This is a genomic window from Peijinzhouia sedimentorum, from assembly GCF_049340005.1.
In the GTDB taxonomy this organism is placed as follows: domain Bacteria; phylum Bacteroidota; class Bacteroidia; order Cytophagales; family Cyclobacteriaceae; genus CAXBDP01.
Window position 1 is genome coordinate 684,960 of the sequence record NZ_JBMPIY010000001.1, and the last position, 16,197, is coordinate 701,156.

At 37.6% G+C, this 16,197-nt stretch carries 15 protein-coding genes; 9 read left to right on the top strand and 6 right to left on the bottom strand.

Features of this window, described 5'->3' with window-relative positions; all coding sequences use genetic code 11:
- The first annotated feature begins 21 nt into the window (after positions 1-21).
- Positions 22-1,317, top strand: a complete 1,296-nt coding sequence (locus ACOXY8_RS03005; RefSeq protein ID WP_458330079.1) for a sensor histidine kinase — start codon at positions 22-24, stop codon at positions 1,315-1,317.
- Positions 1,318-1,384: 67 nt separating this feature from the next.
- On the opposite strand, the gene ACOXY8_RS03010 is transcribed toward ACOXY8_RS03005, so the two are convergent.
- The 5 genes from ACOXY8_RS03010 to ACOXY8_RS03030 form a co-directional block, all read right to left on the bottom strand.
- Entirely contained in the window at positions 1,385-2,755 is a 1,371-nt protein-coding gene (locus ACOXY8_RS03010; protein WP_458330080.1) for a cystathionine beta-synthase, read from the bottom strand.
- A gap of 86 nt (positions 2,756-2,841) precedes the next feature.
- Positions 2,842-3,792, bottom strand: coding sequence for an aspartate carbamoyltransferase catalytic subunit (locus tag ACOXY8_RS03015; protein ID WP_458330081.1), 951 nt, complete (start codon positions 3,790-3,792; stop codon positions 2,842-2,844).
- On the bottom strand, positions 3,792-4,340 hold the full coding sequence (pyrR, locus tag ACOXY8_RS03020; RefSeq protein ID WP_458330082.1) for a bifunctional pyr operon transcriptional regulator/uracil phosphoribosyltransferase PyrR: 549 nt from the start codon (positions 4,338-4,340) through the stop codon (positions 3,792-3,794). Before pyrR ends, ACOXY8_RS03015 begins: the two co-directional genes overlap by 1 nt.
- A 119-nt stretch (positions 4,341-4,459) precedes the next feature.
- Positions 4,460-6,007 carry a hypothetical protein gene (locus ACOXY8_RS03025; protein WP_458330083.1) on the bottom strand — a complete coding sequence of 516 codons (1,548 nt, stop codon included), beginning with the start codon at positions 6,005-6,007 and terminating at the stop codon, positions 4,460-4,462.
- Positions 6,004-6,414 (bottom strand): EVE domain-containing protein, encoded by a 411-nt coding sequence (locus ACOXY8_RS03030; RefSeq protein WP_458330084.1) that lies wholly within the window; start codon positions 6,412-6,414, stop codon positions 6,004-6,006. Before ACOXY8_RS03030 ends, ACOXY8_RS03025 begins: the two co-directional genes overlap by 4 nt.
- Positions 6,415-6,616: 202 nt before the next feature.
- On the opposite strand from ACOXY8_RS03030, the gene polX reads away from it, so the two are divergent.
- The 4 genes from polX to ACOXY8_RS03050 all read left to right on the top strand — a co-directional run bounded on the left by polX (position 6,617) and on the right by ACOXY8_RS03050 (position 12,453).
- Entirely contained in the window at positions 6,617-8,320 is a 1,704-nt protein-coding gene (gene polX, locus ACOXY8_RS03035; protein ID WP_458330085.1) for a DNA polymerase/3'-5' exonuclease PolX, read from the top strand.
- 3 nt (positions 8,321-8,323) lie between these two features.
- Complete coding sequence (locus ACOXY8_RS03040; protein ID WP_458330086.1) at positions 8,324-9,331, top strand: glycosyltransferase family 9 protein; 1,008 nt, start codon at positions 8,324-8,326, stop codon at positions 9,329-9,331.
- 206 nt (positions 9,332-9,537) lie between these two features.
- Complete coding sequence (locus tag ACOXY8_RS03045; RefSeq protein ID WP_458330087.1) at positions 9,538-10,284, top strand: hypothetical protein; 747 nt, start codon at positions 9,538-9,540, stop codon at positions 10,282-10,284.
- 573 nt (positions 10,285-10,857) lie between these two features.
- Positions 10,858-12,453 (top strand): tyrosine-type recombinase/integrase, encoded by a 1,596-nt coding sequence (locus ACOXY8_RS03050; protein ID WP_458330088.1) that lies wholly within the window; start codon positions 10,858-10,860, stop codon positions 12,451-12,453.
- A gap of 250 nt (positions 12,454-12,703) precedes the next feature.
- Here the strand turns inward: ACOXY8_RS03050 and ACOXY8_RS03055 are convergent, their stop codons facing one another.
- Positions 12,704-13,093, bottom strand: coding sequence for a winged helix-turn-helix transcriptional regulator (locus tag ACOXY8_RS03055; RefSeq protein ID WP_026750972.1), 390 nt, complete (start codon positions 13,091-13,093; stop codon positions 12,704-12,706).
- A gap of 129 nt (positions 13,094-13,222) precedes the next feature.
- On the opposite strand from ACOXY8_RS03055, the gene ACOXY8_RS03060 reads away from it, so the two are divergent.
- From ACOXY8_RS03060 to ACOXY8_RS03075, 4 genes are all read left to right on the top strand, one after another.
- A complete protein-coding gene (locus ACOXY8_RS03060; protein ID WP_073098406.1) occupies positions 13,223-14,104 on the top strand; it encodes an SDR family oxidoreductase in 882 nt (293 codons plus the stop codon).
- A gap of 4 nt (positions 14,105-14,108) precedes the next feature.
- Positions 14,109-14,516 carry a DoxX family protein gene (locus ACOXY8_RS03065; RefSeq protein ID WP_099542992.1) on the top strand — a complete coding sequence of 136 codons (408 nt, stop codon included), beginning with the start codon at positions 14,109-14,111 and terminating at the stop codon, positions 14,514-14,516.
- A gap of 6 nt (positions 14,517-14,522) precedes the next feature.
- Positions 14,523-15,416 carry a dioxygenase family protein gene (locus ACOXY8_RS03070; protein WP_084097626.1) on the top strand — a complete coding sequence of 298 codons (894 nt, stop codon included), beginning with the start codon at positions 14,523-14,525 and terminating at the stop codon, positions 15,414-15,416.
- Between the two features lie 96 nt (positions 15,417-15,512).
- Positions 15,513-16,100 (top strand): glutathione peroxidase, encoded by a 588-nt coding sequence (locus ACOXY8_RS03075; RefSeq protein WP_073098402.1) that lies wholly within the window; start codon positions 15,513-15,515, stop codon positions 16,098-16,100.
- Positions 16,101-16,197: the final 97 nt, after the last annotated feature.

A 16,197-nucleotide genomic window follows, 5' to 3' on the forward strand; every position in this document is an offset into this window, starting at 1 on the left:
GTTATTGCAATAAGTGCTCTCATGTTCATTGCTCTATGGTTTGTTTTGCTCGAAAACTCGATTATTGTCTTTATTGCATTACTTGTTCTAACCATAATATTGATTGCCAATCTGATAAAATTTACTCTAGGTACCAATCAAAAGATATCCCGTTTTCTAGAATCTATTCGCTACTCCGATTTCACAACAGGATTTACGGGTGATAATGAATTGGGTTCGTCATTCAGAGAACTAAATGATGCATTCACTGAGGTAATGAATGTGTTTCGAAAAACCAGAGCGGAAAAAGAAGAACATTCCCTATTTCTTTATGTCGTTATTCAACACATCAATGCTGGAATAATATCGTTTGACTCCCATGGCCGAATTGGCATTGTAAATAATGCCGCTAAGCATTTATTAAAAATAACGCAATTCAAAAACATTCAGGATATTAAAAAACTCTCTCCAGATTTGCTATCAAGGATTCAAGAAATGAAGCCAGGAAACCGAGACTCAATCAAAATAAATGAAAAGCTCCATCTAATCATTCAATCTACTGAAATAAAGATGGGTGGAGAAAATTGGACTTTACTATCGCTTCAAAACATAAATGCAGAGCTACAACAAAATGAGCTAGAAGCTTGGCAAAACCTTACCAAAGTACTTCGTCATGAAATAATGAATTCAATGGCTCCAATTGCAATCCTTGTTGGATCCATGCGAGATATTCTAGATGGTGAGGTAAGAATAGTTGATAATGATGTGTTAGAAATTGAAAAAGAGGGTTATTCGGATTTGAAGGAAGGATTGGTAACTATAGAAAATAGAAGTAATGGACTTATAAAATTTATTAATGCTTATCGTGATTACACGAATATCCCTACCCCTGAGATCCGTCCAACTTCAGTTAAGGTAATGTTAGATTCTATTTTCAGACTATTGCGGGAGGAATTACAGATGGCTAATATTTCGCTAGTTATAAAAGTAAATCCAACCGATTTAATAATTAACTTGGATCAAGAACTGATTCAAATGATTTTGATAAATCTAATAAAAAATGCCAAAGAAGCACTTGAAAGTCACACACGAAAGGAAATCATTATCACAGCAAATAGAGAAAGTGAAAACAGGAAATATATTAGTGTGACAGATTTTGGGCCTGGAATTAAAAATGAATCTTTAGCAAGAATATTTGTCCCTTTTTATAGCACTAAAAAACATGGAAGTGGAATTGGTCTTTCTATTTCAAGACAAATAATGAATTTGCATAAAGGCTCACTAATAGTGAATTCTACATTGGGTCAAGAAACAACATTCACTTTAAACTTTGAATAAAAAAACTCTGCCAAATTGATCGAAAGAAACAATTTAACAGAGTAACTCTAATCCCAAAAAGCAAAACTCAATTTGCCATTGCTACCAATAAATCATGTTGGGTTACAATATGTACTCTGTTTAATTCGTCTCTTACAAGAAGTGCTTTATTCTGACTATTAATCAATGAACTAAGTACATCAACGGTATTATCCATACCTACAAATTGCAATGGTTTATCCATTACTTCAGAAACTCTTTTGTCCTTCACGGCTGGATCTTCGATAAGTAGATCAAGTATTTTAGAATCAATAATACTTCCTACAAATACTTCTCCTTCCACAACTGGAGCCTGATCTACACCAACTTTATGTAATATTTTAACAGCCTCTGTAATAGTTGCTGTTGACGGAATTGTCACTAAATTACCCGTTCCATTTTTACCCGAGATAATATCCTTTGCTGTACTGAAATTCTTCTTTTCAATGAAGCCGTGATTTTTCATCCAAGAGTCATTGTAGATTTTGGCTAAATAGCGCGTGCCATGATCTGGCAAAATAATCACCATCACATCAGCTTCTTTTAGGTTTTCCTTGGCATACTCTAATGCGCCAAATACAGCAGAACCACAAGACCATCCGCAAAACAATCCTTCCTCACGGGCCAGTCTGCGAGTCATAATGGCTCCGTCCTTATCAGTCACTTTCACGAAATGATCAATCACAGAAAAGTCTACATTCTTTGGTAAAATATCTTCACCAATCCCTTCTGTCATGTAAGGATAAACTTCATTCTCATCAAAAATTCCTGTTTCCTTATACTTCTTAAACACAGAACCGTAAGTATCAATACCTACACTTACCACTTCTTTATTTTGCTCTTTTAAGAACTTAGCTACACCACACATAGAACCACCTGTGCCTACACCAGCTGCATAATGAGTGATTTTACCTTCAGTCTGTTCCCATATCTCAGGGCCAGTAGTTTCATAATGCGCCAAAGCATTCGACAAATTATCGTATTGGTTTGGGTAAAATGAGTTTGGAATATCTTGATTGAGCTTTTTCGCAACTGAGTAATAGCTTCGTGGATCGTCCGGAGTCACATTGGTAGGACAAACAATCACCTCTGCTCCTACTGCCTTTAGAATATCAATCTTCTCTTGACTTTGCTTATCCGACATCGTGAAAATGCACTTATAACCTTTTGCAATAGCCGCCAAAGCCAAGCCCATACCAGTATTGCCCGAAGTGCCTTCTATAATCGTTCCACCCGGCTTCAAAATACCCGCCTTTTCAGCGTCCTCCACCATCTTCAATGCCATCCGATCTTTCATACTATTGCCAGGATTGAAATACTCTACTTTTACTAGAATAGTCCCTGGAATGCCTTGATTGATTTTGTTAAGCTTGATCATAGGGGTATTTCCTATGGTTTCGATGATGGAATTGTAGTACATGTTCTTTTGATTTATTTTTTGCAAAAATAAGAAATATTAAGGCCTTATCGGCATGTTTTCAAATTAAGCTACGATGAAGAAATACCTTAGTTTGGCATTTGAGCAGCCAACAAATACAAAACAGCCATACGAATGGCCACACCATTTTCCACTTGGTTGAGAATAATTGACTGAGCAGAATCAGCTACATCAGTAGTAATTTCAACACCTCTATTGATTGGACCCGGATGCATTATGGTAATGTCTTTAGAAATAGAATCGAGCAACCTGCGATTAATTCCATAATAAAGAGTGTATTCCCTCAAGCTTGGAAAATACTTTATTTGCTGACGTTCCAACTGAATACGGAGCACATTGGCCACATCACACCATTGCAGCGCATTGCGTACATTATGCTCTACAAGTACACCCGTTTCCGCAATAAAACGCGGGAGGAGTGTTGGTGGTCCGCATACCATCACCTCCGCTCCCAACTTTTGCAAAGCGTAGATATTGGAAAGCGCAACTCTAGAATGAAGTATATCACCGATTATTGCGACTTTCAATCCCTTCACATCACCGAATTTCTCTCGAATAGAAAAAGTGTCTAACAAAGCCTGCGTTGGATGTTCATGTGTACCATCTCCTGCATTTACAATTTGGGTATTTTTTCCCAATTTGGTCTTTGCCAGCTCTCTAGCCAAGAAATGTGGAGCACCTGGACTTGCATGGCGCATTACTACCATATCCACTTTCATAGCCAAAATATTATTGACTGTATCGAGCAAGGTTTCCCCTTTTTTCACCGAGCTGTTCGATGATGAGAAATTCACAACATCCGCAGAAAGCCTCTTTTCAGCCAGTTCAAAGGAAAGTTTGGTTCGTGTGGAGTTTTCGAAAAAGATATTGGCAATGGTAATATCTCGTAAGGAAGGCACCTTTTTGATCGGTCTGTTTATCACCTCCTTGAAATTGTCAGCCGTTTTAAAAATAATGTCGAGATCATCTCGGGTGAGGTCTCTGATTCCTAAAAGATGCCTGACACTCAGTTTTTGCATTAGTCTAATTCTTTACTTATTAGCCAAATTTGATCTTTACCATCCTGTTTATCCGACCAGTCTGCAAGTACCTTCTCCGTTGGAAGTGTATTTACTGCTCTCCCTACATAATCCGCCTCTATCGGCAATTCACGTGAATATTTTCGATCTATTAAAATCAACAATTCTACTTTATTGGGTCTTCCAAATGCGATCATTGCATCCATTGCTGCGCGCACAGATCGGCCAGTAAATAGCACATCATCTACTAAGATTACATTCTTATTTTCTACCAGAAAAGGCACATTAGTGGTGTTAGCCTGTATTGGCAAATCTCTTCGTCTAAAATCGTCGCGGTGGAAGGTAGAATCTAAATAACCTAAGCTTACTTCTTTGCCCAATTGCTTGGATAATTGCTTCACTATTCTGTCTGCAAAAAACACGCCTCTGGGCTGCAAACCTAAGATTACAGAATTATCAAAAGAACCATGATTTTCAATAAGTTGCTGGCAAAGTCTCTTAAGGATAAGATCCAGCTGCTGATGGTCGATGATTAGGCGCTTTTGCATTGCTGAACGCAAAGATAAAATAATTTGGCCGTGGATTGCATAAGCTGTGGCAGATATCAGAAAAAAACATAGATCCCTCTTGTAATAATGGCGGGAGGAAATTCGCTAAAGCGGTGTCTTTAACGGTAAACTACCTTATTAATGTAGAACACTTTTCGATCATTTTCCACTTCCTCTACCTCCCTATTTCTGATACGCTGTACTCCAAAAGCAAAGAAATACTCATCATACCAATGTTGTAAGCCTTCAGTTTCATAGGTAAAGGAACGAATTTTATCTTCCTCATATTCTAAAGCAACCTCCTCATAAGTTTTCGGTTCAATTAGCTCATTCTTATTTACCACTTGATATACAATTTCATTTTCGCTCATATACATCATTATGGTGCGATATGGCTCAGGATACACATAAACGAAATCCTCTAAGCTTGGTAATTCCTTGTCTCGAAGTTCCATCACATTATCCCAAAGTAGCTTGCCTTCATTATCGAAAGCTATAATTGATGCAAACTCATATCTGTAAGCATTTACCTGCTGTTGCATAGACATAAAATCCGTTCCGAAGCGGTTAGGAAAATATTGGTATCTCCTAGCCATGTTTGGATTGCGGTCTGTAAATAGTGGCTGATAACCTGTGGCTACCACAATGTGTCCATTTTGAGTAGGCACTAAATTACTTAAAATCATGCGCTGATTTAACAGAGCAGTCCGGCCATTGTCTTTGCTTCTGTACTTTCGCATCATCCTATCACGTCTATTAGGAGGCATGTAGGAAAAGAAATTATTCAAATCGCCATAAGTATGGTAATCAATAGTTTGAGTTCCATCCATTTTAAGATTGGCAATAAAAAAGCCTTGACTTGCATAGTTTTTCTTATTGGAATAATTCCCAATAATTCGTTGACCCATTGCATCCAAAGCGGTGACTTTTCCTGAAATAAGAGCTTTATCAGAATCGGTATTGATCCGGGTATCGCTTATTAAATCACCTTCTTCATTGAAGTTTTTGACAGCGATAGTGTAGTTCTTGTTTTCCTCCCGCTCCGATACCAATACTGTGAAAACATTATTCAATTCATCTATTTTAATATCTATCAAATCTGCATTTTCATTGAATACATTTGGCAAAACCACCGCCAATTTGGTGGCAAGAGAAATGACCGCAACTACAGGTTTATTATTATAATAACCACCCAAAATAATCTTATTATTTAAGGTTTCGAAGTAGGTAATCTCCATCTCAACTACACTACTAAAGTCAAAAGACTCCACTGCCCCTGTTTCAACTGTAATCCGCTTCAATATCAAATTAGCATCTCTATTCTCTCCTCTTTTATAAAGCAGATAAGCATAACGGCCTCGATGATCGTACCCAAAAAGTTGGAAACTTACATCCTCTACAAATGTACTTTTCCACACTTCTTTCAAATCTGTATCGTAGCGCACAATCTCCCAATCTCTATCTTTCATCGAAGATAAATTATTCAATACCTGCCTGATCAGTAAAACACCTGATTTCTTGAGGGAGATGATATTGTAGACCGACTCATCCCAAGCTATTTCAATTTCGGCTCTTACTGGTTGCTCAATTTGGGCACGAAGCTGCCCCTTCACTCCAAAGAAGAGTAGAATTAAGATAATCGCGCTATGATGAATTTTCAGTCTCAAGCTTTTTGAGCCATTTCTAATATAATATCAAACTCTTCAGATTTTAGTGGCATTACAGAAAGTCGCGATTGCTTTACCAATGCAATATTGAGTAACCTTTCATCGCTTTTTACTTGCTTCAGACTTACACTGTTTGGCAGTTTTTCGACTACTTCCAAATCTACCGAAACCCATCTACTATCATCTGTAGTTGGGTCTTGATAACTCTCTTTCACTACTTTGGAAATGCCCATAACACATCGTTCATCACCACTATGATAAAACAACACCAAATCTCCCTCCCTCATATCGGTGAGATTATTTCTAGCTTGGTAATTTCTTACACCATCCCAAACATCCTTTTTCACTTTCTCAAAATCGTCCCAAGAATATTTATGCGGCTCAGACTTTACTAACCAATAGTTCATTTTTCTTTATTTTTAGGTTTTAAATTAATTTCAAATCATTTAACAGGCAAAAAGGTTTATTGCTTTGCAGCTTTCATGCAATTTGCTTCAAAAAATCATTCGATCTGAAATTTAGGTTCTTTTTATTCTTATAGCCAATAAAACAAAATTAGCTTGCAAAAAAAACCTGAATGGAGATTTTCAATTTGTAAATACAATACTCTTGGAAAATAAAGACATCGTAAAAATCATAAAGAAAACAGCTGAGCTCATGGAGCTCCATGAGGAAAATGCCTTCAAAGTCAGAAGTTTTCAAAATGCCATTTTCAAGCTGGAGCGTTTAGAACAATCTCTGGCCAATTTGTCATCAGCAGAATTAGAAAAAATTGATGGTATTGGCAAATCATTAGCGCTAGTAATCGCTCAGATTATTGAAAGTGGCAGTCATCCAGCTTTAGATAATTTGCTTGAGCAAACACCTCAAGGCGTTTTGGATATGCTCAGCATCAAAGGAGTTGGACCAAAGAAAATACGATTACTGTGGAAGGAGTTGGAAATTGATAATTTAGATGATTTGCTCCAAGCCTGCGAAGATAACAAAGTAGCCAAAGTGAAAGGCTTTGGTGAAAAAACGCAGGAAAACATCAAAGAAGCCATCCTATTTAAAGCATCCGTAAGTGGCCAATTACATTATGCCGAAGCTGAAGAATTGGTAGATGAAATAGATGAATTATTGAAAGCTGCCGGCGTGAAAAAATGGAGCAGCACAGGCGATTTCCAAATGAAGCGGGAGGTAATTACTCAACTCAATTGGCTTATTGCTGATATTGATGCAAGCACAATTGAGCAAAAAATAGCAGACGAAGAAATTATCGAATGGGACGAGCAGAATAGTGGCCCACGTACATTACGTGGCAAATTTCGCTCGAAGCCTATTCCTGTTGAATTCAGATTTTGTGATCAAGTTGAATTTGGGAGTTTGCTTCTTACCAAATCCGCTTCACCACAACACTTAGGTTTCCAAACTGAGGACAATAAAACTCTTCAAGAAATCGCTACAAAAGAGCCTTTCGCTACTGAGGAAGAAATTTACAAAAAAGTAAATTGGCCCTATATAGCACCAGAAATGCGGGAGGGACTTGCCGAAACTGAATATATCAAAAGTGGCCATACGCCCAAGCTACTTGAAGTAAGCGACCTTAAAGGAATCCTACATAATCATAGTACTTATAGCGATGGCAAGCATAGCTTAAGAGAAATGGCAAGCTATTGCAAAGAACTAGGCTACGAATATTTGGGTATCAGCGACCATAGCCGATCTGCATTTTATGCCCAAGGACTTGAGGAAGAAGCCATCATCAAACAGCATAAAGAAATTGACGAATTAAATGCGGAATTAAAGCCCTTCAAAGTTTTCAAAGGAATAGAATCCGACATCTTAAACGACGGTGCATTGGATTACCCAACAAATGTGCTCGCTAGTTTCGATTTTATAGTGGCCTCTATTCATAGCAACTTAAATATGGATTCGAAAAAGGCCACTGAGCGATTGATTAGAGCCATTGCAAACCCATATACCACCATGCTTGGCCACCCAACGGGCCGATTACTTTTACGTCGTGAAGGCTACCCAATAGACCACAAAGCTGTAATTGATGCTTGTGCACATTATGGAGTCATTATCGAAATCAATGCCAACCCATGGCGACTCGATTTGGATTGGCGCTGGGTGCATTATGCATTAGAAAAAAATGTGATGCTCAGCATAAATCCCGATGCGCACGAAAAAGCTGGATATGAACACATGAAATACGGCGTATATGTTGGCCGCAAAGGTGGACTTACTAAGAACATGACTTTCAATGCAAAATCTTTGGCTGAGGTTGAAAAGCACTTTGCAGACAGATTGAAAAAAGCGAGCAAATAGAATATGAAAATCCTGATCCTCCGCTTTTCGTCAATTGGAGATATTGTGCTTACTACTCCGGTGATTCGTACGCTCAAAACACAGCTAGACAATGCCGAAATTCACTTTGCTACTAAGAAAAACTATTTCAGCATTTTAGAAGCTAATCCTTATTTAACCAAAATCCACCTGCTCGAAAATAGCACGAGTGATTTAATCAAGGAGCTTAAAACAGAGAAATTTGACTTTATCGTCGATCTGCATAATAATTTGAGAACTAGACAGATTAAACTGGCCTTAGGAGTGAAATCGAAGAGCTTTCAAAAACTGAATGTCGAAAAGTGGCTTAAGGTGCAATTGAAAATCGATCGTTTGCCAAATGTCCATATCGTAGATCGATACATGGAAACAGTAAAAGATCTTGGGGTGAAAATGGATGCTTTGGGGTTAGACTATTTTATCCCTCACAAATATGAAGTAGAGAATGATTGGCTTCCGGAAGCATTTCAAAAGGAATATGTAGTCTATGCAATTGGCGGACAACATGCCACAAAAAGACTTCCATTGGGCAGAATGATCGAGCTCTGTGATAAGATAAACAAACCCATAATATTGATTGGAGGCAAAGAGGATAAAGAAACTGCGCAGTCAATTGTCGATTTTTTTGAAAGGCGGGAGGAAAATCAAGACTATGAGCCCAAACTTGCCGAAATGAACAAAAAGGCAATCATTTTTGACACTTGCGGCAAACTATCTATTAATCAATCTGCTAGCATTATCAAAAATGCTAATTATGTATTCAGCCACGACACTGGAATGATGCATATTGCAGCTGCATTTCAAAAACAGCTTTTTACTATATGGGGCAACACAATTCCTTCGTTTGGAATGTATCCTTATCGAACTAAATTCGTTATACTGGAGAAACAAGGACTAGGATGTAGACCTTGTTCCAAAATTGGATTTGACAAATGCCCAAAAGGTCACTTTGACTGTATGAACAAAATAGTGTTTGATTTTTGGCTTCCTTAGAAATTTTTTAAAATCTTTAGCCATTCCAACCTTTTGGATCCAAAGTTGTCTTGTTCTTAGTGAATCAGTTTAAAATATTAATAGAATTCCTGCACCCCCGTCTTTTTCATGGTTAAGGTTTGTTGGATGAATGATCTCCTAAGTAAGTAGAGGTACTAAAGGAGTTCAGTTGGGGTGCAGGTTTATTTTTAACGGGGTCAATAGCATTGAAATTCAATAAATATTTAGGGAAAACCCTTTTTTACTTTTTAACTGTATTCTCCCTTTCGGTGGCATGCAACGACATCACTGACGAAACACCATTAGGTATTGTACTGGTCAGCGATTTTTCTGAAGGCCCACAAGGCTGGTCGCCATTTTTCACCAATATCCCAAGCAATTCCGTAGAGGAATATCAACTTCAAATTAACATCACTCCACTTCCGGGAAGCACGGGTCAATCACGTAATGGATTGTATGTGTCAGGAAGCAACAAAGGCTCAGAGATACATTTTTTCCTAAAAAAAGAAGTCACTGGCCTTACTCCTAATAAGCTATTCAGGCTAATATTTAGAATGGATGTAGCAACAAACATTGCTGCTACTCCAAGCAACTTTGTTAGCAAATCTGCATCAAATGAAAGTGGACTAAGAATGCTTGCGGGAGCTTTAAGTTTCGAACCAAACATCATTGGAAACTCGCCACTCACAGGACTGCTAGAACCCAACTTCAATAATCAGATTCCTATTACCGTTGGCGATAGTAATTCCGATATTATCAATCTTGGCCCGTTGCAACATCAGGATGAAGGCAGTGACTTCCAGGTTGTACAACTTGAGAATATCAATTACCCTTTCTTGGCCCGCTCCAATAATGCTGGCACAATTTGGTTACTCATAGGATTCCACACAGACAAACCCGAAGACTTCGAAGTTTACTTCCGATCTGTAAGAGTGCTTTTTACGGAGCTATAATTCTTTAATTCAAATTAGTTACATCCAACTGTTCGACCATTGCAATGTCGTACTCCAGATAAATAGGATTTGTAATCCTCAATAAGAGTAATTACAAATTATCCAAGGTCATCGCAATTGTCTGAACTATGATTAGAGATGATTTTTTTGATGGACTATGATTTCAAGCTCCAGAGGAGCGAAATATCCATAGCCCATGGTTTCAACCATGGGATAATGGAATAGCACAAATTATCCTCCCGCACAGTCGTCTGAAAATATAATTAGAAATCAATCAGCAGATATTCAACCCTAAAAACCAACTGTTCAACATTTGCAATGTCGAACTCCTGATAATGAGGATTTGCAATCCGACTTTCGGTAATGAGCGAAAACCCACATCCTCCGCAAGGTTCACCGCTCAATCTGTGGGATAAAAAGCTACATTGCTTCTCTTACCTTAAGGATGTTGACATCAAAAATTGTTAGAAGATTGTCTTAATTTATATTTTACAATGCGCCCATTTAAAATTTTCAAGAAAGTTCGTATATATCCACTATTGGAGGCTAAAGCGCAATAAAAATTTAACTATTATGGAATTATGTAAAACGAAAGTAAGAGGAATAGAAAGGATTACCATATCATTTGGATACCATGCAGATACAGCGTCGAAGGTTAAAAAATTAGAAGATGCTAAATGGAGTCAAAGTCAAAAATTATGGCACGTAGCTCCTTCCGATAAAAACTTAGAATTAATTGAACAAATGTTTCCTTTTGCGAAATGGCGGGAGGATAGTAATACTACAAAGCAGCTAACCACTCAAAAAGTTGGATCAATCAAAGCCGAAGTATTTACAAAGAAGATTTTGCTAAAAATGCCCAAGAATGAGGCAGATATCACATTCGTAAAAGGAATACTATATTCAAGATGGCTTCCTAAAGATTTTATGTGGCAAGTCCCAAATTATCCGGGCAATTTGGATAAACTCAAGCAATACTTTGGTAAAAGATTATCCCTAACCTTTCATAAGGAACATGAAGGTCCTGAAAATGACCAAAATCTTAGGCAGGCTAAGGATGGCACAGTATTACTAATATTAACTGCTAGCTCCCAAGTCAGAATCATATTTCAGTTTATTCCTGAGCTTATTCACTTTATCAAAACCCTACCTTATGCAAAATGGGATTCGAAAAACAAATGGTGGCAGATTCCCTATTCGGAAAAATATTATAAAGAGCTTAAGAAAGAGATTAATAAGCTAGCATTAGATATAAAGGAAGAAAAACAAAATCCTTCTCGAGGCAAACCAAGGATTAGTCCTTTGGATATTCCAAACTATCGTAAATGCCCAGAGCAATACATTGCTAAGCTGGAAGAATTGAGATATAGTGCAAGTACGATAAAGGTCTATACATCACAATTTGAGGAATTTATAAATTATTTTCATCGTGAAAATATAGATGAACTCAATGAAAAACATGTAATGGAGTTTTCCAGGTATTTGGTAACTGAGCGGGAGGTTTCAGCATCTTATCAGAATTTAGCTATCAATGCAATAAAATTCTATTTTGAGCGGGTATTAGGAGGAAAGCGAAGATTTTACCGAATAGAAAGACCTGAGAAAGAAAAGAAACTACCAACTGTATGCAGCACAGAAGAAATACAAGCTATTCTAGCAAATACTGAAAATCTAAAGCATAAGGCCATTTTGATGACAATCTATTCAGCTGGGTTAAGGATAAGTGAATTAATCCAACTGAAAATTTCAGATATCGATAGCAAACGAATGCAAATACGGGTGGAAAACTCAAAAGGGAATAGAGATAGATATACTTTATTATCAACCAAAACCTTACAAATACTCAGAGAATACTTCAGTAAGTACAAGCCATATAATTACGTTTTTGAAGGAAATGATAGCACCAAAGATCAACCGAAGCAATATTCAAAAAGAAGTATTCAACAAATACTAAAATCTGCTTTAGAAAAATCGAAAATTAAAAAAAACGTAACTGTCCATACCCTACGGCATAGTTTTGCCACACATCTTCTTGAGAACGGTACAGATTTGCGGTATATACAAACACTACTAGGACACAGTAGCTCAAAAACAACCGAGATTTATACCCACATGACCACCAAAGGATTCGATCAAATTAAAAGTCCTTTGGACAAATTGGATATCTAGTTTGAATAACGTATGTTTATAAGCAAACAATGAAAATTAATAAAAATACCGCCTCAGACAAATGGGAAATAGACGCAACAGTTGCGTTAATCCATCTAAATTGGTGAGGTTAACGCAACTGAGTTGCGTCTATAAACAAGTTAGCGGCAATGGTAGGACGAAACCGCAATACCCAACCGACCGACCTCTGACAGACAAATACACGACCTGCCGACACAGTAAAAAAATTTAAAAAAAGTCCACCACTTTGTTAAACTCTGACAGTTTCAGCAACCTTCTCCTTTTTTCCGATTACCATTTTGCGGTGTTGCAAGCCCCATCCTATCATAGCATCCAAAACCGTATTGAGCGAATTTCCCGATTTCGTCAATTCATACTCTATAGTAACAGGAGTGGTATTATAAACAGTGCGGGTTACTATGCTATTAACTTCCAGGTCTTTCAGCTCTTTGGAAAGCATACGGGGCGTGATTTTAGGAATTTCCCTTTCCAATTCCTTGAAGCGTTTTTTACCATAGAGCAAAGAACCTATAATGGGCAGTTTCCATTTGCCATTTAAAACGTTCATCGTGTCGTTTACGGCTAAAACAAACTCTCCCGAACATTTCTTTACCTTAACTAATTCTGATATTCTGCTCATTTTATTTTTTATTTACTTATGCTATACCAAAGTATAGCGATATATTATGGTATAGTAGTTACTAAAGTATAGCAAAAGTAGTATCTTTGTCCGGTTAAAAAAATGTTTCACTAAAAAAATAAAAAAATTATGAGCAAAGTATTCATCACAGGAGCAACAGGACAATTAGGAAAATCAACTATTAACTTTTTGCTTCAAAAAGGAATTGCAGCAAAACAAATTTCAGCATTGGCAAGAGATGAAGCGAAGGCAGCAGAATTAAAATCTAAAGGTATAGATGTCAAAATAGGCAACTATGATGATTTTGATTCCTTACGCACTGCAATGCAAGGCGTAGAAACTATGCTTCTGATTTCTTCCAGCGAAATGACCAAAAGCAGAGCGGTGCAGCACATCAATGCAATCAAAGCTGCTAAAGAAAATGGTGTGAAGCATATCATCTACACAGGTTTTATGAGAACCCATGAAGACCCAACATCTCCGCTGTGGTTTATAGCCGAAGATCATGTGAAAACAGAAAAATACCTTAAAGAATCCGAAATTACCTATACCATTTTTGCAAACGGTTTTTATATGGATATGTTGATGGATTATGTGGGGGAACAGATATTGGAAACCAAAACCATTTTTGTTCCGGCAGGTGAGGGAAAAATAAATTTTGTATTGCGAAACGAAATTGCAGAAGCGCTTGCTAATGTTTTAACTACAGGCGGACACGAAAATAAAACTTACAACATCGGTATCGAACAACCTGTATCGTTTGGGGAAATTGCGAAGCACATTTCTGAAGTTACCGGAGTTGCGATCAACTATGTTTCTCCCGAACCAGAAGTTTATCAGCAAACCTTAATGCAACATGGGGTTCCGGAGGATTACGCACGTATGTTTACAGCATTTGCAGTTGCTTTTGCAGCCGATACTATGAATATTTCTACCACTGATTTAACACAATTGCTTAGTCGTAAACCAACCACTGTCCAAGAATATCTTTTATCTAAATTCAAAAAGTAAATAAATGGAAAAGAAGAACAATAAAACCCTGAATATTGCCTTGTGGGTGGCACAGGTATTACTGGCAGCCATGTTTTTAATGGCAGGAATCATGAAAGCAACACAACCCATTGAAGAGCTTAGTCAATCAATGACTTGGGTAAATGACTTTTCTGCAGGCATGGTCAGGTTCATTGGTATTTCTGAATTGCTTGGCGGTATCGGGCTTTTACTGCCTGCCTTGTTGCGCATTAAACCAATTTTTACGCCATTGGCAGCTTTGGGTCTTTTTATTATTATGGTATTGGCTTTTATATATCATATATCCAATGCCGAATATCAAGCATTAGGTATTAATTTGATTTTAGGAGCAATCGCAGTTTTCATAGCATGGGGTAGATATAAAAAAGCGCCTATTCAACCCAAAGCATAAATCACTATGGAACGCAAAGAATTTCTTCAATCAATTTTAGCTTTAACCGCAATGGGAACATTAAGCAGTTTTAAAAATTTTACTGACGCACTTCCTTCACAAGGTAAAAAAATGCCTGTGCTGTTTACCTCTCATGGAAACCCAATGGATATTCCAGTTTCAAGAAGTGAACGAGCATTTTGGCAAAAGCTTTATGATTTAGGAATTACCCTGCAAAAGAGTCATGAAGTAAAAGCTGCGTTGGTTGTATCAGCCCATTGGTGCACAAAAGGCACGTTCGTAAACATATCGCCCGAACAAAAACAGATTTACGATTATTATGGTTTTCCCGAAGAATACTACAAGGTATATTACAAAGCCAAAGGCTCGCCTGATATTGCCCGCGAAGTAAAGAAAATCGTTCCTTCCGTTTCGGAAACAACCGATTGGGGATTAGACCACGGTGCATGGCCAATGCTGATGCACTTATTTCCCGATGCCAATATTCCTGTTTTCCAGCTGAGCATTGACTATTACGCCAAACCCGAATACCATTATGAGTTGGGCAAACAATTAAAATCTTTGCGTAACAAAGGGGTGCTAATAATAGGCAGCGGTGCGCTTATCCATAACTTGCAGTTGGCAGGACAAAAAATGCGAAAAAATGATATGACCCTTTACGGTTGGGAAGCGGAATATGATGCTTGGCTCAAACAACAAATTAATGCACGAAACTTTGCCAATCTCATTAATTACCAAAACAGTCATAAGTTGGGTAAGTTAGCCGCCCCCACCCCCGACCACTACGTGCCTTTGCTATACAGCTTAGGGCTTACGGACAGCAGTGATGAAATCAAATATTTCTACGAAGCTGAGCCAACAATTCCTGCATTTAGCGAACGAAGTTTCATAATAGGATAGTGACGGGTCAAGCACATACGCAATAGATAATTTTATGAACTTAAAAATTAGATAGAGAATATACTCATAAGGTTCAACAATAAAAACAAACAGATTATGGCAACGTTCAAACAAAAAGCATTGCGTTTTCTTTATCCGTTTACTCGCATAGCGGCTAAAATTGGCAAAAACGGCACGGTTTTAAACAATGAAAGTAAAACGGCACCAACAGTTCCTTTCTACGAACAAAAGGCAACATTGAACAATGGAAAACCAATTGACTTTTCTGCCTATTCGGGAAAGAAAGTTTTGATTGTAAATACTGCTTCAAATTGTGGTTACACAGGACAATATGCCGAATTACAAAAACTACACGAAAAATTAGGCGACAAATTGGCTATAATTGCTTTTCCTGCCAACGACTTTATGGAACAGGAAAAAAGCAATGATAACGAAATTTCACAATTTTGCAAGGTGAATTATGGTGTATCATTTCCAATAGCAAAAAAAGGAGTGGTAATAAAAAACGAGGAACAACAACCACTTTATAAATGGCTTACGGACAGCAAAGCAAATGGTTGGAATAACCATCAACCAGATTGGAATTTTAGTAAATATGTGATTGACGAGAAAGGAAATCTCACAAACTATTTCGGACCTTCAATTTCGCCATTGGACGATGAATTTTTGGAAGCAGTTGAATAGCAATAGGGAACCACAGCCGCTAATCGAGTAGCCCGACCTGAGCCAAATGGCTCAGGTTGAGGCTCTCACACCACCGTACGTACGGGTCTCGTATACG